Here is a 20,418-nt window from a genome sequence, read left to right as displayed (position 1 = left end):
AAACTGGTGACTTCGTCGCCAAAGGCACACTGATCATCATGGTCATCATGTCCATGGGCAGCTGGTACATCCTCATCACCAAAATCATCGACCAGGTCAAACTGTCTGGCCAGGCAACCGATGCCCGCGCCAAATTCTGGAAAGCAGCCTCTGTACAAGCAGGTGCTTCTTCCCTGAAAGAAGGCAGCCCATTCCGCTTCATCGCTGACTCTGGCATCAAAGCCACAGAACACCATGAAGGCGCATTGCTGGAACAAATCGACTTGAATACCTGGGTATCCATGTCTATCCAGCGCGCTGTTGATAAAGTTCAAAGCCGTTTGCAAGATGGTCTGGCCTTCCTGGCGACTGTTGGTTCCACAGCACCGTTCGTTGGTCTGTTCGGTACAGTATGGGGTATTTACCATGCGCTGACAGCCATCGGTATGTCCGGTCAGGCGTCCATCGACAAAGTAGCAGGCCCAGTGGGTGAAGCGCTGATCATGACTGCGATCGGTCTGGCAGTAGCTGTTCCTGCAGTTCTGGGTTACAACTTCCTGGTACGTCGCAACAAGAGCGCCATGGAAGAAGTCCGTGCATTCTCCGCTGACCTGCACTCTGTAGTTCTGTCCGGTAACATGGGCAAAACAGCAGCTAAAAAATAAGTCGTATCAGGTTTAAGTTAAACCAAGACCCTTAACCACAGAGGCACAGAGACACAGAGAAAAACCACAGAGAACATCAAAAGAGAATGAATCACCGTGTAGGTGATGTCATAAAAGTGATAAAAGTCACGTTTTACCAAGAGGTTTTCCTCCTGCTTTTCTCTGTGTCTCTGTGCCTCTGTGTTGAGAGGTCTTAAGGGTTTAAGCGCAACATCGAAAGAGAACACATTATGGCAATGGCAATTGGCAATGATGGTGATGGCGAAGACGAAGTCAACAGCACCATCAACACCACCCCGCTGGTCGACGTCATGCTGGTTTTGCTGATCATCTTCCTGATCACCACCCCGGTGATTACAGATACGGTCAAGCTCAAACTGCCGGCAGAAACAAACGTCATTTACAAGACCAAACCGGAAAACATCACCTTGTCCGTGAACAAGGATGGTGACCTGTACTGGAACGGCAGCATGCGTCCACTGGGTGGCACGGATGACCTGTTTGAGAAATTGAAAGTGGAAGCGGTGAAGGTACCGCAACCTGAGTTGCACATCCGTGGTGATCAGAACACCCGCTATGAATTTATTGGCAAGAGCATCTTGACAGCACAGCGGGCAGGTATCGCCAAGGTAGGCTTCGTGATTGAACCGCCTGCACGTAATTAAGCGGAACCAAGCGGAACTACAAGCAATTCGATAAAGGCCTGAGACCTCTCAACACAGAGGCACAGAGACACAGAGAAAGGCAAAGAGAAATTCTGGAGAAGATAGAGAAGAGAGAAGCGAATACTGTCAAGTAATCTGATTCTCATCTCTTGTTTTTCCTCTGTGACTCTGTGTCTCTGTGGTAAAGATTTCAGGTCTTGAAGTTTGATTTTTTATTCAGATTCCGAATCATTCGTGATGTGAATAAGTGATTCATAAAGGAAGCATTATGGGTATGCAAATAGGTTCCGGCGGTGCTTCGGCTGATCCGGAAGTAATGATAGAAATGAACATGACGCCATTGATTGACGTCATGCTGGTATTGATCATTATGTTGATTATTACCATTCCTATCCAGAACCATGCGATCAATCTGAACATGCCGACAGGCCCAACACCACCACAACCGGTCGAACCGATAGTTGTTAATATCGATGTTGACTTTGATGGTACGGTATTGTGGGATGGCGTTGCAGTCAATCAGAGTGAACTGGATGCCAAGTTGCAGGCAGCCGCGACTGCAGCAGTACAGCCAGAAGTGCATTTGCGTCCGGTGGCTGTGGTGCCGTATAAATCGGTAGCCGCAGTGATGGCAGCAGCGCAGCGTCTGGGTGTGACCAAGATCGGTATGGTCGGGAATGAACAATTCCTGAAGTAAAAACGACAGTGCATCAATGCAAAAAGGCAGGTTTTCCTGCCTTTTTGCTTTTGTATTGAGACCATTACCACATTACATGTCCGTCACCAACTGCCATCAGCCATGTACTGCCATGGCCTCATAGAGCTCCAGCGGCAAACCATCAGGATCGGCAAAAAATACGAAGCGCCGGTTAGTGAATTCATCAATACGTATGGCTTCTACCACTATGCCCTGCGCTTCCAGGGCTGCCTTGCAGGCAGCCACATCATCGACTTCAAATGCCAGATGCCGCAAACCCTGGGCTTCAGGGCGTGAAGGTCTGGGTGGCGCACCGGGAAAAGAAAACAATTCAAGCTGGGAGCCGTCCGGCAAAGCCAGATCCAGCTTGTACGACTGCCTGTCTTCCCTGTAATTTTCTGCGATGATGCGCAAGCCCAGGCATTCGGTATAAAAATGCCTGGAGCTTGCGTAATCTGCGCAGATAATCGCTATGTGATGAATGCGTTTAAGCATATTCATGACCAACCATCACAACCAGACTTATTGTTTTTCCATGAAGGCAAAATACAGGTCGCGTGCACGGGTAGCTATGTCACCTACCGGCAACTGACGGTCTTCGTAACGCGTGCAGGGTGTGACTTTTGCAAAATTGCCGGTATTGAAAATCTCTTTTGCCTGCAACAGTTCTTCCGGTTTGACCGTGCGTTCTGACACTTGCTTGCCATCTTCTTTCAACAGTCCGATGATACGGGCCCGGGTAATCCCGGACAAGAAACTGCCGTTCGCAACGGGGGTGACGATTTCATCGTCTGCCGTCACAAAGAAGATATTGGCAGTCGCAAATTCAGCCACATTGCCATGCACATCACAAACCACGGCATTGTCATAACCACGGTCTTTGGCTTCGCGCAAAGCCTTGGTGGAATTCGGATATAAACAAGATGCCTTGGCATCTGTCGGCGCCATCGACGGATCGGGCCGGCGCAAACTGGACAGGCAGGCAGAGAATCCGGAAAAAGCCGGCATGGCTGCGTCAAACAGTGTCAGCGCAAAACCGGAGGTTGCCGGTTCAGGAATAAGCAGGCCATCGGTGCCAAATACCAACGGACGTATATACAGCTCTGCATCCGCCGGAAACAAGGCAATGCCTTCGCGGCACAAGGCTTCGAGTTCATCCACATTGTAGGGGCATTGCAGACCCAGTCTCTGGGCCGACTGTATGACCCTTTGCAGATGCAGGCGCAAATCCGGTGTCAGGCCACGTATGGAACGTGCGCCATCAAATACCGAAGAACCGAGCCAGACGGCATGATCCATCGCTCCAAACAAAGGCGTATTGCCTTCGCTCCATTGACCCTTGAAATAAGTGCGGTACATAGTATTCCTCAACGATAGAAATGGATGACATTTGATTCTACAACTTGCCTGCCTGGGCTCAGCTATACTTTAGCGCTTGAGGCATTGGCGCTGTCGACAGCATTATCGACAGAATGAATAGCGCCGCCAGCATTCACGCTACGCTCACTGCTTCTGATCACGACATACTGCTTGCGAAATTCAAGGCCGCGTTGTGGCCATTTTTCTGCATAGTTCTGCAGATGTTCAGTTGCTGCTGGAAAGTCTTCGCCATTCACCCGACAATCAACGGCCAGCTTGCCTTCATTGTCACGCGAGACAAACAGGCGTACGCCTAAAAATTGCCTGGTCTGCAACAGGTCATGAAAAGCAGGCATGCTTTCCGTGAACAGGCAGCAGGGGCAAAATGGATGCTCTTCCTTGCGCTTGGGAGCTGGCAAGGTCGCCAGATGGGCCACCGGCCCCAATATGACTTGGCGGTACACGGCCTTGCCTGCCGCCACGTCAGTCTCACTCGCCACATTCATTTCAATGACAGTACAGTCTTTGGGTAACTCACGCGTGGCATCCAGCAAGGCCAGCAAATCCATCCTGGCCCAGGTACGAAAGCCTTCCGTCATCGCCAGTACTTCGCTTGTTCCCATTGCATGTTGATATTCACTGAGACCTTGCGGAAAATAGTCTGCATGGCTGACATGAATGCGGGTACAGGTTCTGAATCTGTCTTCTGCCAGGGTCACTGCTTCGACCCTTTCGGCAGCCAATACCAATCCGTCTGCCAGACGCAGGTAACTGCCTTGCCATGTAGCCTTGATGTTTTCTGCGGTCAATACTTCAAACACCATTTGCATCAGCACAGGATCTGTTTCAATCGATGGTGAGGCTGCCTGTTGTTGCGGAATAGCCTGGGCAGGAAGCAACTTTTCTTTAACAGTATTGAAAACTTTGCTGAATGAATGAGTCAGGGACATGGCAGGAGGAAAAAACAAGGATGAGGACAATCAGCCTGCATTGTAACAAGAACCCGCCATGCACGAGCAAATCATGCCGGCTCGTCTAATTTGTCTTCTAATTCGCCGAATGCTTGCTTGCGGCATGTTCATGAACCATGCATAGCTTTCTGATGACGGAATCAGGCCTTGATCATGGAAATCAGTTCACGTGCATGGGCTGGCAATTCATCATACTGGCGTACGCAAATCAGCAGTTGCCGCACCGCCCAGACGTCAGTCAGTTGCAACTGGCTGATCTTCATTATTTTCTCGTAACGCAATGCCGCTGTCTCCGGAATGATGGCAATGCCAGCACCACTTTCCACCATGCGACAGATGCCGTCAAAGCTGCGCAAGCGTAGCCGGTAACGCAGACGCTGCCCTAGTCTGGCGGCATGATCACTAAGATATTGCTGAAGCGCACTGTCACCAGCCAGTCCGACAAAATCATACGTCAGACTATCGGCAAATGACACCCTGCCATCCACATCCGCCATCTGCGCCAACGGATGCTCACATGCTGTGACCAACACCAGTTGATCATGGCGAAAAGGAAAAACCTGCAAACCCGCACAACTGACTGTATTGGCCACAATACCGATATCGGCCTGACCTTCCATCAGGGCCTGCACGATGTCATTGCTCAGCCGTTCTTCCACTTCAATATTCACATGTGGGTGTGCATGCATATAGGTGGCCAGGGCCTGTGGCAAAAATTCTGTCAGGGCTGAGGTATTGCACAGCAGACGTATATGACCTTTCAAGCCCTTTGCATATTCGCCGAGATCACCACGCATTCTTTCCATTTGCTGCATCAGCAAACGGGCATGATGCAATAGCGTACGGCCAGCATCGGTCAATTCTATGCCGCGCCGGTTACGGGTAAGCAGGGCTACACCCAACTGCTCTTCCATACCACGCAAACGGGCACTGGCCGATGCCAGTGCCAGATGGCTGCGACCGGCTCCGGACGTAATACTGCCTGCTTCCACCACATGCAAAAATAACTGCAAATCGACCAGATCAAAGCGCATCGCGTAGTCTTCCTTAGTTTTTCATATCATCACTACTTCAGCCTAAGTATAATCCGAAGGCTAACTGAGTGTATTCCACATTTTCAGTTCTTGCTGGCAATGGCAAACTGTGTGAATGGAAAACTTGTCTAACCTGTTCGGCAGCTATCAGCAACTCTTGGTGATCTGCCTGGTTTTTATACTTGCTGGTATGGTCAAGGGCATTGTCGGCCTGGGCTTGCCCACGGTCGCCATAGGTTTGCTGAGTTTGTCCATGCCAACCATGGAAGCTGCGGCTTTATTGATCATGCCTTCGCTTTTAACGAATATATGGCAGCTTGCCGCCGGCCCTGATCTGCGCCAGCTATTGCATCGCCTGCGCCCCATGCTGCTGGGCATCTGCGCAGGCACATTGGCGTCTGCCCTGCTGCTGACACGTATCAATCCTTACTGGTCAGGTATCGGTCTGGGTCTGGCCCTGATTACCTATGCCGGCATGGGCCTGGCATCATTTCACTGGAACATGCCTGTCAGACTGGAAACCAGGATGGCTTCCGTTGCCGGTACACTGACAGGCATAGTCACTGCTACCACCGGTGTATTTGTGATGCCGTCCGTGCCTTTTCTGCAAACCCTGAATCTGGAAAAAGACAGCCTGATACAGGCCATGGGCCTGACGTTTACCGTTTCCACGCTGGCGCTTGCCGCCAATCTGGCATGGGCGGGGCAACTGCACTGGAACGCCGCTGGCAATTCTCTTTTTGCCTTGTTGCCTGCCGTTGCCGGCATGCAGTTGGGGCAAGTGCTACGCGACAAAATGCAACCCGTAGTTTTCAAGCGCTGCTTTTTTGCAGGCTTGCTCTTGCTGGGTTTGCATTATCTATGGGGAGCAAGAGGATGATCAACACCATACCCTGTGGCAATCTGGCAGAGTCCCTGAAGATCTGCAAGCAATGCAGTAGCACCGATCAGTGCAGCGTGCAGTTCAATGCATTCTGGGACAGGCAGCATGTAGGCGCACTTGATTGCAGCGTCAACGGCAAGCACATCCACATCAATGTCCTGTATGTGAAACCGGCATTCCGCGAACAGGGCATTGCCAAAGCCTTGCTCAATTTTTTGCACGCCGACTTACCCGGACGGGAGGTCAGTTGCCAGCAAACCATCAAGTCAGGCGACACAAATCACCCGCTTTGATCTACCATCACAGCCTTATGCATTCACCTTTTGAATAAGGAATAAGGTATGGATATCGAAGTGCTTTTCCCCACGCTGGTCGGCATCTCGCATGCAGACCATGACACCATATCGCGCATCAATGAAGAAGTGCTGCAGCACAAGGATGCCATGAACCGTTTGCTGAACCATGCCTGGGGTGACAATGTGCTGTCGTCTTTCGATCAGGAGAAAAACATTTTTACCTACGCCCATTTGCATACCCTGAGAAAATTCATCGAAGATAGTGTGCTGCAGTTTGTCCATATGACCAGACGTGACAAGGACTGGAAGATTGATCATCGCTACACGCAAAGCTGGATTAACGTGACCAAAAAATTCGGTTACCAGGAAAGGCATAATCACGACAGGAATATCGAAGGCGTGCCCATCAGCGGCGCCTATTATTTCAGTACCAATCAGAATGATGGTGACCTGGCGATTTTCCCATGCGATATGCAATACAAGCAATTTGAGAATTATGTAATAGAACCAGCCGTTGGCAAGCTGGTCCTGTTCCGCTCGGACGTGTTTCATCGTGTCAGTGCCAATCTGACTGACACGGACCGGGTCTCGTTCAGTTTCAATTACTTGCTGAAAAAATGAGTCTTTATTCAAATTTACTTTTGCAGTAAATGCTGTTCAAAGAAACGCGCGATCTTCTGGTCAACTTCAGCCATCTGGCTGCGATCAAATCCAGGCGGATCATTCAGCATATCACCTACCAAACCCGTCAATCCTGGCGGCAAAGGCGACAATAATGCGCCATGACCTGCGGCAGGCAAGTGAGCCAGCAGCACGCAGCTTTTACAGGCCTGCATCACCAGATCGCTGTGAAAGCGCGGTATCAGCCAATGGTCTTGCCCAGCCGTGATCAGGGCTACCGGCATGGCCGGATGCGCCAGCGATGTCATGTCAAAGTCAGCAGCAGTTGGTACACCTGCCACCACGGCAGCGACCCTGGGGTCATGGTGCTCCCGTGGCGTTGCATCACTGAAACGATGACGTATCACCAGCATGGCAGCCCATTTCTTGATGCCATCAAACATGCTGCCCGTCAAACGGGTAATCAGACCAACGCAGGATTGAAAATCTTCTTCCAGACTGGCTTCACAATGCTGCTTGAAACCGGCTGGCGACCAGCGCCCGCCAGCCATGCTCAAGGCAGTGTGTCCACCTGCGGACATGCCGTAGATACCGACTTTGTCCAGCATCAGCAAACTGGCAAAACGGGTATCACGCCCAACGGCATCAATGGCACGTGACACTTCTGCCGGCCTCAGCGTCCAGCTATCCGGCCCGGGGTTACTTTCATCCATAAAATTATCCGCATGATGCTGCGGCATAGCGACCACAAAGCCTGCCTCAACCAGTGCGCGTGCCAGATTTACATGTACCCAAGGCCCACCACCAGAACCATGTGAAATGACAATCAGGCGACCATTGCCGCGTATCGGCCCGGCCCGCTCTGCCAGGTTCAGCACAAAACGACCACGTCTTAGCGGCTGGTCCTCAGCCTGGGTGGGATAAAACAGGGTGACGATACCGTCAGTTGCCGTTGCGGGTATTTCTTCCAAACCGACACCAGCCTGCGCCCTGTTCGCCCATAAGAACAAGACAAGTATCAATACAGGGAACAGGTAAGACCGCCAGATACGTCGAATGCTAAAAACAGATAGGGTATGCATAGTCAGATTCCAGTTCATGTGAAAGCCACAGGCGGTGGCCTGCGACGACGCTGACTATGGGTTTGAAACGAAACGATGTCTTGCCAGAGACTGCAAATTGCAGAATACGGCTAGCCGATTTCAGGAATCGGCCATATTTTCTTTGCGAAACTCGGTGGGCGTAAGGCCAGTCGCCGCCTTGAACGCCCGGTTGAATGGTCCTATGGACTGAAAACCAGCCTCCAGCGCAATGCTCAACACCGGCAAATCCCGTAGCGCCGGGTCTTTCAGGGCAGTGCGTGCCTCAGTCAGACGAAACTCATTGATGTAGGCATTGAAGTTGCGATAACCCAGCCGCTGGTTAATCAGGCGACGCAAACGGTATTCAGGCAATTGCAGGCGCGCCGCCAGGCTGGCCAGACTTAGTTCTTCGCTACGATACAGACGCTCTTGCTTCATCAGGTCCTGCAATCTGATAGCAAGACGTTCTTCGGCGGGATCATGTTCAACGGCTCTGGGCGTCGGGGATATTGGCGGATATCCTGGCGACAGCGGCTCATCTGCTGGCACCATATCAAGCTGATCAAGCTGCCCTGATACGGGCAGAGCTTGCTGGCGTGGTGCGGGGAATAAATCCAGATTCCCCAATTTCAACATTTTGACTGTTACCGTAGCGATAATCAGTAACAGAATCAGCACATCGGCAGTAGCCGTCGGCCCCATTAAGCGCCCGTGGGGTGAGCCCAGCCGGGCTGCCAGCAGGATGACGGTATAGGCAATGCCGGTAATCACGATAAATGCACGCAGACGCCGCCGTTGCTCAACCAGGTCAGTACGCCATTGCCGGGCGGCAGCCAGAGCAGCAAGAGCGGCAAACAACAGCGGAACGCCGCGTTGTATACCCAACAATAGCGGTGTCAGTATCGATGAACTGCCAGCAACCACAGCGCAATTCAAGCCACTGAGTACAGCCACCACCAGCCAGAGCACAATATGCAGGGGACGCAGCACAAAGTCATCATCAAACAGGGCTTGTACAAATATCCAGAACATCACTGCATTCGCGACAGAAACAGCCACCAGTGGTGCCTGCCATATGCGCGGCACCATGGCTTCAAACAAGGGGGTAGCCGCAAATACCTGCACTGCCAGCCCCAGGCAAAGGGCGATGCCGGTCCGCACTACGGTCAGACGCGGGCGGTCACGCCAGAGGATGGCGGACAATAGCAGTAACAGGGCAATCAATGTGCCACGCAGCCCAGCATCCAGCAGCATCAAAGGTTCGGTAAACGGCATGACAGATCATCACTATGAAAGATGATCACGATAGCAGCAAGCCGTCAATCTGCGCAAGCGTCAGAAGTATCAGTCAGCGATCCAGGAATTAACTGTCAAGGTGGGAAATCAGTAAATTGCTGAAACGTGATAATTCCTTGCGCCTGACGTCATCACCGCCAGTACCAGTCACTGGTGCATCGATAGACAGCCCCACGGCCAGAATATCGATAAGCAGCAATTGCAGTATGCGTGAAATCATGGACAGGAAAGTAGCATTGTCTTCCGTATGATTGACGGCCAGACAGACCGTCGCCTTTTTGGCCAATGGCGACTGGTTCGGCGTGATGGCGATGACATCAGCCCCGGCATGCAGAGCGGCATCCACTGCCTTCAACAGTTCTGGCAACTTGCCAGAATTCGACACGACAATCACCACATCACCCGGATTCAGCAATTCTGCCGCCATGGAAAACAAATGGGCATCACCATAGGAAGCCGTGGGAATGCGGAAGCGGAAAAATTTATGCTGACCATCCAGCGCCACCGCACGTGAATTACCCATGGCATAAAACTCGACCTTTTTGGCCTTGCGCAGCAGAGCAATCGCCTGATCCAGCGAACGCACATCAAGCTGATCACGGAAATTCAAAATCGCCGACACGGTATTGTCGATCACCTTGGCACTAAGGTCATGCGTACTGTCGCTCATACGTACCTGGCTGTGTCTTACCGGTATGGTACCGGTCAGGCTGCTGGCAAATTTGAGCTTGAAATCGGCCAGGCCCAGAAAGCCCAGGGAACGGCAAAAACGAATCACGGTAGGCTGGCTGACATCGGCCAGACGGGCAATTTCTGCAATGGCTTCATTCAGCACGGTGCGCGGGTTTTCCAGCACCAGGCTGGCAACCCGTCTTTCGGCCGGCGTCAGTTCAGACTGCAATTGCTGTATGCGGTCCATCAGCGAACTATCGCCACTGCGGCCACGCAGGTGTTCCGACAAAATCGCTGATACGCCGTAAAAGGCTGGATTCGGTGTGGTGATGACAAAGGTAGGGATTTGTGCGAGGTAGCTGGAAAAACGCCCCTTGGCTTCAAAGCGGCTGCGGAAAGGGGAAGTCGCAAAACGCTCGCCCATCAGTGGCACAATGCCACCACCGATATAAATCCCGCCAAAAGCGCCAAGCGTAACTGCCAGATTGGCACTGAAACTGCCCAGCATGCCGCAAAAGCATTCCAGTGTTTCCAGACACAATGCATCGCCATCTGTCAGCGCACCACGCATGATGTCTTGTGCCGGCAAACCCTTGACAGTTTTTTTATTGCGATCGGCAAGGGCACGATAAATCAGTTCCAGACCTGGGCCGGAGATCAGACGTTCGGTAGAAACATGCGGCCATTCTTTCCAGGCAAATTGCAGGATGGCATATTCACGTTCATCTACCGGTGCAAAATTGACGTGCCCCCCTTCACTGCCCAGGGTAACAAATCCATCGGACGTAGGGATCAGGCCAGACACGCCCAGACCGGTACCCGGCCCCAGCACGCCAATCACGGATTTGGCAACGGGTGTACCACCACCCACCTGCATCAGATCCCTGGCCTGCAAGCCCGGCAAGGACATCGCCAGCGCAGTAAAATCATTCACGATGAGCAGGGTGTATAAACCAAATTCGCGGCGTACATCTTCAATCGAAAAAGCCCAGTCGCGGTTGGTCATCCTGACCTGGTCACCATCGATAGGGTTAGCCAGCGCGAAGGCCGCATGATGTACCTTGCTGGCCGGTACCGACGACAGATAGGCACGTAACAGGGCAATGATGTCCGGGTATTCGTCACATTTCAAGACTTTGACAGATTCAAACACGCCCGGAGATGACTCAAGCGTAAAACGTGCATGGGTAGCGCCAATATCCGCCAGTAAGCGTGGGCCACCGGAAAAACCTGCGGCATTGCCATGTTCTACAAGTGCGTGTTCTGTCGTCATGCTGTCTTCATGTGTCACGTTATACCATTCCGGGAACAAATTCCATCATCCGGCCATTCTCTGTCATGCCTGTTATGTCTGTCATGCCTGCCATGTCTGTCAGGCATTCCTACATCAATCTCGCAATTTACCACAATCGTCAGCCAGATCAGGGCAAATCAGCCAACAAATGCCGCATTCCCTGCGGGCGCCTGAGCAATATCACTCAATGACTGAGTTGCACATTCAGATGGTGGACAGTATTTTTTTGCCAGTGCACATCCACGCTCAGCAACTGCTTCTGTTCATCCCAGACAAAAGGCAGCGACTGTTTCTGGCTCAGAACCTGTGCTGGCTTGCTGCGAATACCATGTACCAGCAATTTGATTGTGCGGTCACTGGCCGGCATCAGCCGCCCCTGTTGGGCACTAAAGCTGATATCCAGTTGCCTGCCCTTCACCGTGCTGTTAAAACGCAAGAGACTATATGCGCCTTTTTCAAAGGCCTGCGCTGTCACGCCGTCATCATCGTAGAGCTTGCCACTGGCGCGCCTGACTGTAGCGTCATGGTAATAGTGTAGTTCCAGTGCACTGGCAGAATAGTCACGGGTATTTTGTATCGGCCCCGTCATCGGGATAAACGCACCGGCACGCACAAATACCGGAATATGATCTGCCTCAACAGACACTGCCTGGCTAGTGCCGCCACGGTATAACTGTCCGGTATAAAAATCAAACCAGTGATGGTGCGCAGGAAAATAAACGATGGCTTCTTTTTGCCCGGCATGCAATACCGGATGTACCAGAAAACTGTCGCCCCACAGATAGGTATCGGCCGCGTTCTGCAAGAAAGTCTTGTCCGGTTCCGCATAAAACAGCGGACGCATGAAAGGCAGGCCTTGCTGATTGTTATCAAACGCCAGGGTATAGTTGTAGGGTAACAGACGATAACGCAATTCTATGGCGGCCTTGGCCAACGCCCTGGTCCTGGGCTCGCGCAGCACGGGTTCGGAAGCAACTTCTTCCTGTGCATGCGGGCGGAAAACTGGCTGAAAAACACCATACTGTAACCAGCGTGCATACAATTCATCATCCAGATTGGCACCGGCAAAACCACCGAGATCGGAGTGCATGTAGGCCATGCCCTGCATGCCCATTTGCAAGGCAATTTCAGGCTGTGAACGTAAGCCACCCCAACTGCGGTTGACATCTCCCGACCAGGGAATCATGCCATAGCGCTGGGAACCGGAATAACCGGAACGCATAAGTATAAAGGGCCGTTCGTCCGGATATTCTTTATGGTAGCCTTCGGCAATCAGCCTGACCCAGTTATGCCCATAGATATTGTGCAGCTCGTCAGCGCTGCCAGTCTTATGCTGCAAAGCTGGAGGATGCACTTCCGGTTCCCCCAGGTCTCCCCACCAGCCGGCGACGCCCTGATTTTTCAAGTCTTTGTAGATAGCCCAGAACCAGTCCTGGGCTGGTGGATTGAAGATATCGATGAGGCCAGTATTTCCAAAATAAAAATCATAAGTAAATGGCTTACCCTGTTTGTCGGTCGCCAGCACATTTTTATCGACGGCTTCTTGCCATTTTTTTGACGTAGTCAGGACAAACGGTTCAGTGATCAGTATGGTTTTAATGCCCTGTTGCGCAAAATCAGCCATCATGCCCCTGGGGTTGGGAAAGCTGTCCCTGTCAAATTCCAGATTACCCATGGTGCCCTTGATATCTTTACCAAACCAGTACAGGTCAAAGATGATGGCATCGACAGGGATTTTTTCTGCACGAAATTTATCCAGTATGCTGCGTGCTTCTGCTTCGGTATGGTAACCAAAGCGGCTGGCAAAATTGCCGAAGGTCCAGCGCGGCGGCAGAGGCTGACGGCCGGTCAGGCTGGTATAGTTACTGACAATGTCAGCCCAGCTGTCACCGGCGATCACATGGTAAGTTTTTCTGCCGCTAATGGTTTCATAAGCCAGTACATTGTTTTTCTTGCTGTCGAGATCAAGCTGCCCTATCGCTGCATTATCAAAATGCAGACCATACATTTTGGAAGAAAACACCATTGGCATGGCAAAGTTCATCTGCTCTGAACGCTCTTCATAACCATAGTGGGCCTTGTTGTATAACGGCAGACGATTACCACGGCGATTCATCCCCAGGGCACGGGCACCGCCGCCATACAGTGCCTCGGTCGCATCCAGATTAAAGTCCAGCACTTCTGCATCTGCAGTTTTGCTATAGCCATTTTTTTCAGACAACAGGGGCTTGCCCTTATACGCATAGGCAAGCTGCAACGGCGATCTGGTGATGGTCACGCTGATATCGCCGGCGACATACTGAATGCTGCTGGCAGTTTCCCTGAAACTGGTCTTGACGGGTGAAGGCTGCAACACAACGGCGTGCGATGCAGGATTAAAACTCTCGGTAACAGGGATAAAACTGGTTTCGATAATCTTGTCGCTATACGGCTTCAAGACGTAGCGACCATCATTGGTTTTTATTTCCAGCTGATTCGCCTGCCGCTCTACCGACACGATAGTGCGATTGGCATTTTGTGCCTGCGCTGTATTCGCCAGTGACAAGGCCACAGCCACCATGATATTCAGTTTTAATATGGATGTTTTTCTCATGCTGTCTCAGATTATTTTTTCAATCCAGGCGTACTAAGGTGCGATCAATACCGTGCTCAGGCCGCTATTGAACTGCACCTTGCCATTGACGACTGTGGCCGTCTTGCCCGAATAATAGTCTTTCAATATTTGTCCATCGGCAAACACACCATGCACACTGATCGCGGGATAGGTCTTTGCCGGTATATCGAGCGCGATCACCACTTTGTCACTGATGCCCTGCTGCGCATAGGTACGCTTAAAGGTATAGGGCTGGTCTGCCAGTTTTTCATGCAAGCCAGCACCTATGGCAGGATGGGCACGCCGGAACAGGCCAAGGCGGCTCCAGTGCCGGCGGACATCGGTAATGCGGTAGCCATTACGGCTGGCATTTTTTTTCAGCTCATCCCAGTTCATGAAAGAACGCAGGGTCGCATCACCCTGTGCACCAGCGACATTCAGCGATCTCGCGGTTTCATCCCCATAATAAATTTGCGCAGCACCAGGGCTTAGCAAAAGTTTGTTGGCGGATTCAAACGGTTTTTGACGCAAGAGATCGAATGGCCCGCCATCATCATGTGAACTGATGTAATTGAGTACGGAATATCCGGCCAGAGCGCCATGAAGACGCGCTGCATAGTCACTGAACAGGGCTTCATAATTTTTATTGGCATCTGACTTGAAACCAAAATTGATGAGACTGTCAAAACCATTCTGGTAAAAATTGACGGTCTTGCCCCCCCCCATGTCAAAGTCCTGGCCGTTAGCCAGCACGTAGTTATACACTTCGCCAGTCATGAAAAAGGCCTGGTTGCCCAGTTTCTTTTTGGGGTTGGCATGCTTCCAGTCTTCATACGCCGCACTGGCAAGGCCATGCAATTCTTTCCAGATTTCTGGCTCGGTATGCTTGGCGGTATCAGCGCGAAAACCATCCACACCGTATTTCTTCACCCAGTCTACATGCCATTTCATGAGGTAGTAGCGCGGTGCACGTGGCAAACCTGTGCGCTGAAAAAAATCATCCAGCTCTTTGACTTCCCTGTCGTAGCGCCCTTCTGCTTTCCACTTCTCTACCAGCACTGACGGCAGGCTGACAGGGGCTAGCCTGTCTGTACGTATATCCGGCAGGTTTTTCACCAGAGTGCAACTGACGGTGGTTTCAGTATCCTTATAAGTACAGACTGGCGATGTCCTGACCCATTCTTCTGGCCAGACAGGGTCTTGCTCTGTCACTGGCCCCAGGTGGTTCATAACCACATCCAGCAAGACACGCATGCCGTGCGCGTGCGCAGTATCGACAAACTCGCGCATGTCGGCTTCTGTACCCAGGTTGGCATCGACACGGGTGAAGTCTTTGGCCCAGTAACCGTGGAAACCATAGGATTTTCCCGTACCCTCATCGGTACCCGCATGGATTTGCTCAACCGGTGGCGTCAGCCAGATGACATCAACACCGAGGTCTTTGAAATAGCCAGACTTGATCCTGGCTGTGATACCAGCCAGATCGCCACCGGCATAACCGCGTAAAGCTGCCGCATCATTTTTGCGGCCATAGGCAAGGTCATTTTTATGATTGGCGTTATGGAAGCGGTCTGTCAGTAAAAAATAGACAGTGGCGTTTTCCCATAAAAATGGCTGGAGTGAGCTTTTTTTGTGCGGAGATGACTGAGCCATAGACGCAGAAATCGAACCCACGGCCAGCAGCAATGCCAACCCCAGTTTTATTGCAGTCATTTGCATGATGAGTCCCGGATGGTGCTATGGATTAAACTGCGGCCGCATTGGCTGCCGTCTTGTCAATACCTGATGCAGCTTCGGCTGCTTCATCCTTGACCAGCAAAGTCAGCAAACCGGCCAGTATCATGAAAAAGCCGCCCAGCATCAAAACCTTGACTGACTGATTATCAAACACGTGTTTCAATATTGCACCCAGCACGACACCGGCAATGATCTGCGGTATCACTACAAAGAAATTGAACAGACCCATGTAATATCCCATGCGATTGGCAGGCAGAGCACCGGCCAATATCGCATACGGCATGGTCAATACACTGGCCCAGGCGATACCCACCCCCACCATGGGCAAGAGTAGCATTTGCTTCGATGAAATCAGGAAGATGCTTACCAGGCTGATACCGCCAATCACCAGGCACAGCATGTGGACAAATTTGCGGCTGGTCATTTTCGCCAATACCGGCAACAGGAATGCTGCCAGTGCAGATACACCACCGTACACGGCAAACATGATACCTACCCAGTTACCACCTTCCTGAAAGGCGGCTGACTGTGCATCACTGGTATGAAAAACCGTTTGCGCAATCGAAGGCGTGGTATACACCCACATGGCAAACAGGGCGACCCAGGTAAAAAACTGTACCAGCGCCAGTTGCACCATGGTCCTGGGCATTTTGGTGAAGCCGCCGAGGATTTCCGATATCGCCTTGCCTATGCCCTGATTGTTTGTGCGTTCCTGTTTGAATTTTTTCAGATCAGCCGGAGGAATTTCCTTGGTAGTGAATACTGTCCACATGACGGACAAGGCAAATATCGCACCACCGAAATAGAAGGAATACCTGACCGTATCGGGTATGGCACCATTTACCGGTACATTGCTGACACCCAGATAATCAGTAAATATCGTCGGCAACAACGATGCAATCACACCACCGCAACCAATAAAAAAAGTCTGCATGGCAAACCCGGCAGTTTGTTGCGACACGTCGAGTTTGTCACCGACAAAGGCACGGAAGGGCTCCATGGATATATTGATGGCGCTGTCCATCATCCACAACACGGCAATCGCCATCCACAAGGCCGTGGAATTGGGCATGAGGAACATCGCGACCGAAGCCAGTATCGCACCGATAAAAAAGAAAGGTCGTCGACGGCCCCAAAATGGATGCCAGGTATTGTCACTGAGATAGCCGATGACCGGTTGCACCAGCAAACCCGTGATGGGTGCAGCCAGCCAGAACAATGCCAGATCATCCGGATTTGCACCCAGGGTAGAAAATATGCGGCTGGTATTGGTATTTTGCAGCGCAAAACCGAATTGAATACCAAAGAAACCGAAACTCATATTCCACAACTGCCAGAACGACAGACGTGGTTTGTATGCAGATACTTGCATGGTGTTGTGTCCCCAGATTTATTATCAACTAGAACTCATTTCATAAATAGAGATGCGTTCTACTTGTTGCGGCATCGCTTGGTGGCAGAAAACGACTTCCCAACAAAGTCACCATGCCAAGCCCGCATTTTTGAAATACTACCACAGTGAAATGTAATCAAACTACATAAATTTTCAATAACAACTACAAAGAATTTTAAAGCAACTTTTAAATAGAAAATTCAAAGCAGGGTGAGATTTTAAAATAGATGGTTGTAGCAATACTACCCATATTTTTACATGTGTTTCGCCGCTTGCCGCATCTTGCCAGAAAGGTCTGAAAGCATAAGGAAAAATGCCCGCTAGCTTCATTAAAGCAGCGGGCATTTTCTATCGTAAAGCTAAACTGTCAGGCGTTTTACTTGCTCCTGAAAATAAGCTCCTTCATTTTCTGCAATTTCGGATACACGACAGGGACGGTCAACATGGTGCTGGCGATGGCCATCAACAGCAAGGCGGTAAAGGTCTCGCTGGTGATGATGTTTTTATCCAGCAAAATATTGACGAAGATAATCATGATTAGGGCCTTGGTCTGCAATAACCAGCCTATGATGGAAGCCTCGCCCTTTTCCCATTTCAGTATCTTGCCTGCCACCTGTATGCCTATCAGTTTACCGGCAACCGAAGCGACCAATAACACGCCTGCGGCAACAAACACAGCAACACCACCCATGGCCCAGTTGGTACGCAAGCCTGTGCTCAGGAAAAACACCGGCATGATGGCCAGCAGCACATGATGGCGCATCAAGTCCATTTTTTCCTGATTAAACCAGTGTGCATCCATGACTGCCCCAGCCAGGAAAGCGCCCACCATATAGTGCAGACCAGCCCAGTCAGCGGCAAAACTGCAGGCAGCCAGCCAGATCAGCCCCACGTACCAGCGATCACGCTCTTGCAACCAGACCATGAGCTTGCGGAACAAATAGGTAGTGATGGCAAATAACAACAGAAAACCAACTTGCCGCCCTACCCGGGTCCAGTCCAGCAAGATAATCGCCAGCACGCCCCAGATGGCAATATCGTCCAGGCTGGCATAACGCAAGATGCGCTGACCTATGGGCTGGCGCAAAATCTCCAGCTTTTCCATCAACAATATCAGAATAGGCAAAGCCGTTACCGCACACGCCATGCCCACCCCCAGCACAAATTGCCAGCTCATGGCCTTGGGCCCCATCCAGCCGTCCATGGTCAGCAAACCCATGCCGGCAACACAACCGAACAGCAAAGGCATGCCCAGTGCCAGGCCTGCGGTAATGGTACTTTCACGCCGGTGTTCCCAGGCCTTCTTCAAGTCCAGTTCTATTCCGGCAACCATGACAAAGATCATCACCGCCCACCAGGCAATACCGTTCAACGACTGTATCACCTGGGGATTAAACACAAATTTATAGTAATCCGGGAAAATGGCGCCCAACACGCCAGGCCCCAGCAAGATACCAGTGATAATCTGCACTACAACCAGTGGTGCGTAATAGTCGGTTTTTCCTACCCGCCAGATCAGGTAGGGCAAGGTAAAAATCACAAACATCGCGATCAAGAAAATCTCGGTGGTGCTCATCCCTGTATGCATAATTTTGATTGGATTTAGGTTTATATTTTTATGCACCGCCTGTTTTACGGCGGTGTCTCCCCGCACCTGTATTGCTTAACTTCTGGCCGCGCAATACTGGGCAATATAGGCAGCATGATCCGGCATGATGGCCACACATTTCTGCACTACTTCACGCACGCTCTCGAGATAGTCGATCGTATCCGCTTCGGTCTGTAAATCTACCAGAGGATTGGTATTTTCAGGGACTAAATTTTGTCCTTCAAACACCTGTAACCAGCCCACTTCGGCAAACAATTCATTGTCAATGCGCAGCAAGCGACCGCTAGCACGGAACAAATCTATTTTGTGCTGCAGACTGTCTGGCACCTGCATGCTGGCACAGTCTTTCCAGAAGTCGGAATCCTCGCGCTGATTGAGCTTGTAGTGCAAAATCACGAAGTCACGGATACGCTCATATTCAAGGCGTGACTGGCGATTGTATTCCGCAATATCAACCGCATTGAAACCCTGATTGGGAAAGAAATCGATGAGACGCGCAATCGCCGACTGTATCAAATGAATACTGGTCGATTCCAATGGCTCCAGAAACCCGCCGGCAAGTCCTATCGCTACCACATTCTTGTTCCAGGCCTTGTTACGCATGCCGGTCTTGAACCTGATCACGCGCGGATCGGCCAAGGGCTTGCCATCAAGATTGGCCAGCAAAACCGATGCTGCCTCATCGTCACTGACGTACTTGCTGCAATACACATGGCCATTGCCGGTACGATGCTGCAAGGGTATGCGCCATTGCCAGCCTGCACGGTGTGCCGTCGCGCGGGTATAGGGTAAAAATTCTGCTGCCGACTCACAGGGAACTGCCTGCGCCCGGTCGCATGGCAGCCAATGTGACCAGTCTTCATAACCTGTCTGCAAAGTCTGTTCTATCAGCAAACCGCGAAAGCCGGAACAATCAATAAACAGATCACCGCTGATGCGCTGATCATTTTCCAGCGTGACGGCATCGACAAAACCATCAGCTTCATGCTGACTGACTGAAACAATCTTGCCCTCGGTACGAACGACACCGCGCGACTCGGCAATTTTACGCAAGTAACGCGCATACAGGCTGGCATCAAAATGGTAGGCGTGCGCTATCTGGTTCAGCGGTGAATTTGGCACATCATGCCGCGCTGGCATGAACTTGTTTGCTCTGGCAGCCATGCGCGTGATTGAATATGCGGCCAGTTCATCCGCCTTGCCCAATTTGCGCATTTTTTGCCAGTACTGGTCAAAGCGCACGGTTCCCAGGTCCTGACCTATGGTGCCAAAACCATGCATATAGCGGTCACCCGGTTTGCCCCAGTTGACAAATTCTATCGCCAGCTTGAAACTACCCTGGGTTTCCCGCAGAAACTCGTTTTCATCAATACCAACCACCTGGTTGAATCTTTGTATCATAGGTATGGTTGCCTCACCGACACCGACAATACCAATTTCATCCGACTCCACGACATGAATCCGGTATTGCCCCTGCAATACCGTTGCCAGGGCAGTCGCCGTCATCCAGCCTGCCGTACCACCACCAACCACTACAATATTTTTTATATTTGCATTGTGCATTTTTGTCCC

The 20,418-nt window shown here is 51.3% G+C and carries 18 protein-coding genes; 6 read left to right on the top strand and 12 right to left on the bottom strand.

Going from position 1 to position 20,418, the window contains the following annotated elements; translation table 11 throughout:
- From H8L32_RS11155 to H8L32_RS11145, 3 genes are all read left to right on the top strand, one after another.
- Nucleotides 1-644 (top strand): MotA/TolQ/ExbB proton channel family protein (locus H8L32_RS11155; RefSeq protein ID WP_222619318.1); only part of this gene is annotated, 644 nt, incomplete at its 5' end.
- A 230-nt stretch (nucleotides 645-874) separates the two neighbouring features.
- A complete protein-coding gene (locus tag H8L32_RS11150; RefSeq protein ID WP_186947253.1) occupies nucleotides 875-1,309 on the top strand; it encodes an ExbD/TolR family protein in 435 nt (144 codons plus the stop codon).
- 268 nt (nucleotides 1,310-1,577) lie between these two features.
- The gene (locus H8L32_RS11145; RefSeq protein WP_186947252.1) at nucleotides 1,578-2,006 is read left to right on the top strand and encodes an ExbD/TolR family protein; all 429 of its coding nucleotides are present in this window, start codon (nucleotides 1,578-1,580) and stop codon (nucleotides 2,004-2,006) included.
- Between the two features lie 96 nt (nucleotides 2,007-2,102).
- Here the strand turns inward: H8L32_RS11145 and gloA2 are convergent, their stop codons facing one another.
- The 4 genes from gloA2 to H8L32_RS11125 all read right to left on the bottom strand — a co-directional run bounded on the left by gloA2 (nucleotide 2,103) and on the right by H8L32_RS11125 (nucleotide 5,370).
- Nucleotides 2,103-2,501: an SMU1112c/YaeR family gloxylase I-like metalloprotein gene (gene gloA2 / locus H8L32_RS11140; protein WP_186947302.1), complete on the bottom strand. Its 399-nt coding sequence runs from the start codon at nucleotides 2,499-2,501 to the stop codon at nucleotides 2,103-2,105.
- A 27-nt stretch (nucleotides 2,502-2,528) separates the two neighbouring features.
- Nucleotides 2,529-3,365, bottom strand: a complete 837-nt coding sequence (locus H8L32_RS11135) for a branched-chain amino acid aminotransferase (RefSeq protein WP_186947251.1) — start codon at nucleotides 3,363-3,365, stop codon at nucleotides 2,529-2,531.
- 62 nt (nucleotides 3,366-3,427) lie between these two features.
- Complete coding sequence (locus tag H8L32_RS11130; RefSeq protein ID WP_186947250.1) at nucleotides 3,428-4,315, bottom strand: DUF6348 family protein; 888 nt, start codon at nucleotides 4,313-4,315, stop codon at nucleotides 3,428-3,430.
- Nucleotides 4,316-4,476: 161 nt separating this feature from the next.
- The gene (locus tag H8L32_RS11125) at nucleotides 4,477-5,370 is read right to left on the bottom strand and encodes a LysR substrate-binding domain-containing protein (protein ID WP_186947249.1); all 894 of its coding nucleotides are present in this window, start codon (nucleotides 5,368-5,370) and stop codon (nucleotides 4,477-4,479) included.
- Between the two features lie 115 nt (nucleotides 5,371-5,485).
- Between H8L32_RS11125 and H8L32_RS11120 the strand changes: the two genes are divergently transcribed.
- Genes H8L32_RS11120 through H8L32_RS11110 form a run of 3 tightly spaced genes read left to right on the top strand, consistent with a single transcriptional unit; the run spans nucleotide 5,486 to nucleotide 7,170 of the window.
- Nucleotides 5,486-6,250 (top strand): sulfite exporter TauE/SafE family protein, encoded by a 765-nt coding sequence (locus H8L32_RS11120; protein WP_186947248.1) that lies wholly within the window; start codon nucleotides 5,486-5,488, stop codon nucleotides 6,248-6,250.
- Nucleotides 6,247-6,546, top strand: a complete 300-nt coding sequence (locus tag H8L32_RS11115) for a GNAT family N-acetyltransferase (protein WP_186947247.1) — start codon at nucleotides 6,247-6,249, stop codon at nucleotides 6,544-6,546. The genes H8L32_RS11120 and H8L32_RS11115 overlap by 4 nt, the downstream gene beginning before the upstream one ends.
- 48 nt (nucleotides 6,547-6,594) lie before the next feature.
- Nucleotides 6,595-7,170, top strand: a complete 576-nt coding sequence (locus tag H8L32_RS11110; protein WP_186947246.1) for a putative 2OG-Fe(II) oxygenase — start codon at nucleotides 6,595-6,597, stop codon at nucleotides 7,168-7,170.
- A gap of 14 nt (nucleotides 7,171-7,184) precedes the next feature.
- On the opposite strand, the gene H8L32_RS11105 is transcribed toward H8L32_RS11110, so the two are convergent.
- From H8L32_RS11105 to H8L32_RS11070, 8 genes are all read right to left on the bottom strand, one after another.
- Nucleotides 7,185-8,252: an alpha/beta hydrolase family protein gene (locus H8L32_RS11105; protein WP_230412151.1), complete on the bottom strand. Its 1,068-nt coding sequence runs from the start codon at nucleotides 8,250-8,252 to the stop codon at nucleotides 7,185-7,187.
- Nucleotides 8,253-8,372: 120 nt separating this feature from the next.
- The gene (locus H8L32_RS11100; RefSeq protein ID WP_186947245.1) at nucleotides 8,373-9,527 is read right to left on the bottom strand and encodes a helix-turn-helix domain-containing protein; all 1,155 of its coding nucleotides are present in this window, start codon (nucleotides 9,525-9,527) and stop codon (nucleotides 8,373-8,375) included.
- Between the two features lie 88 nt (nucleotides 9,528-9,615).
- Nucleotides 9,616-11,493 carry a glucokinase gene (locus H8L32_RS11095; protein ID WP_186947244.1) on the bottom strand — a complete coding sequence of 626 codons (1,878 nt, stop codon included), beginning with the start codon at nucleotides 11,491-11,493 and terminating at the stop codon, nucleotides 9,616-9,618.
- A 205-nt stretch (nucleotides 11,494-11,698) separates the two neighbouring features.
- Nucleotides 11,699-14,107 (bottom strand): glycoside hydrolase family 31 protein, encoded by a 2,409-nt coding sequence (locus H8L32_RS11090; RefSeq protein WP_186947243.1) that lies wholly within the window; start codon nucleotides 14,105-14,107, stop codon nucleotides 11,699-11,701.
- 33 nt (nucleotides 14,108-14,140) lie between these two features.
- Entirely contained in the window at nucleotides 14,141-15,826 is a 1,686-nt protein-coding gene (locus tag H8L32_RS11085; RefSeq protein ID WP_186947242.1) for an alpha-amylase family glycosyl hydrolase, read from the bottom strand.
- 25 nt (nucleotides 15,827-15,851) lie between these two features.
- The gene (locus H8L32_RS11080) at nucleotides 15,852-17,216 is read right to left on the bottom strand and encodes an MFS transporter (RefSeq protein ID WP_186947241.1); all 1,365 of its coding nucleotides are present in this window, start codon (nucleotides 17,214-17,216) and stop codon (nucleotides 15,852-15,854) included.
- A 397-nt stretch (nucleotides 17,217-17,613) separates the two neighbouring features.
- Nucleotides 17,614-18,813, bottom strand: a complete 1,200-nt coding sequence (locus H8L32_RS11075) for a cation:proton antiporter (protein ID WP_408058855.1) — start codon at nucleotides 18,811-18,813, stop codon at nucleotides 17,614-17,616.
- A gap of 87 nt (nucleotides 18,814-18,900) precedes the next feature.
- The gene (locus H8L32_RS11070) at nucleotides 18,901-20,409 is read right to left on the bottom strand and encodes a tryptophan halogenase family protein (protein ID WP_186947239.1); all 1,509 of its coding nucleotides are present in this window, start codon (nucleotides 20,407-20,409) and stop codon (nucleotides 18,901-18,903) included.
- Between the last annotated feature and the right edge of the window lie 9 nt (nucleotides 20,410-20,418).

It is taken from the genome of Undibacterium hunanense, from assembly GCF_014284335.1.
Classification (GTDB): Bacteria; Pseudomonadota; Gammaproteobacteria; order Burkholderiales; family Burkholderiaceae_D; genus Undibacterium; species Undibacterium hunanense.
Note: the sequence above shows the minus strand (reverse complement) of the source record. Positions and strands in the feature narration are given on the sequence as shown.

Excerpts from the sequence above, each read along its gene's own strand:
- H8L32_RS11135 (WP_186947251.1), bottom strand. The coding sequence starts at position 3,365 with ATGTACCGCACTTATTTCAAGGGTCAATGGAGCGAAGGCAATACGCCT.
- H8L32_RS11115 (WP_186947247.1), top strand. The coding sequence starts at position 6,247 with ATGATCAACACCATACCCTGTGGCAATCTGGCAGAGTCCCTGAAGATC.
- H8L32_RS11105 (WP_230412151.1), bottom strand. The coding sequence starts at position 8,252 with ATGCATACCCTATCTGTTTTTAGCATTCGACGTATCTGGCGGTCTTAC.
- H8L32_RS11080 (WP_186947241.1), bottom strand. The coding sequence starts at position 17,216 with ATGCAAGTATCTGCATACAAACCACGTCTGTCGTTCTGGCAGTTGTGG.
- H8L32_RS11085 (WP_186947242.1), bottom strand. The coding sequence starts at position 15,826 with ATGCAAATGACTGCAATAAAACTGGGGTTGGCATTGCTGCTGGCCGTG.
- H8L32_RS11075 (WP_408058855.1), bottom strand. The coding sequence starts at position 18,813 with ATGAGCACCACCGAGATTTTCTTGATCGCGATGTTTGTGATTTTTACC.
- H8L32_RS11145 (WP_186947252.1), top strand. The coding sequence starts at position 1,578 with ATGGGTATGCAAATAGGTTCCGGCGGTGCTTCGGCTGATCCGGAAGTA.
- H8L32_RS11090 (WP_186947243.1), bottom strand. The coding sequence starts at position 14,107 with ATGAGAAAAACATCCATATTAAAACTGAATATCATGGTGGCTGTGGCC.
- H8L32_RS11120 (WP_186947248.1), top strand. The coding sequence starts at position 5,486 with ATGGAAAACTTGTCTAACCTGTTCGGCAGCTATCAGCAACTCTTGGTG.
- H8L32_RS11110 (WP_186947246.1), top strand. The coding sequence starts at position 6,595 with ATGGATATCGAAGTGCTTTTCCCCACGCTGGTCGGCATCTCGCATGCA.
- H8L32_RS11100 (WP_186947245.1), bottom strand. The coding sequence starts at position 9,527 with ATGCCGTTTACCGAACCTTTGATGCTGCTGGATGCTGGGCTGCGTGGC.
- H8L32_RS11070 (WP_186947239.1), bottom strand. The coding sequence starts at position 20,409 with ATGCACAATGCAAATATAAAAAATATTGTAGTGGTTGGTGGTGGTACG.
- H8L32_RS11150 (WP_186947253.1), top strand. The coding sequence starts at position 875 with ATGGCAATGGCAATTGGCAATGATGGTGATGGCGAAGACGAAGTCAAC.
- H8L32_RS11095 (WP_186947244.1), bottom strand. The coding sequence starts at position 11,493 with ATGACGACAGAACACGCACTTGTAGAACATGGCAATGCCGCAGGTTTT.
- gloA2 (WP_186947302.1), bottom strand. The coding sequence starts at position 2,501 with ATGCTTAAACGCATTCATCACATAGCGATTATCTGCGCAGATTACGCA.
- H8L32_RS11130 (WP_186947250.1), bottom strand. The coding sequence starts at position 4,315 with ATGTCCCTGACTCATTCATTCAGCAAAGTTTTCAATACTGTTAAAGAA.
- H8L32_RS11125 (WP_186947249.1), bottom strand. The coding sequence starts at position 5,370 with ATGCGCTTTGATCTGGTCGATTTGCAGTTATTTTTGCATGTGGTGGAA.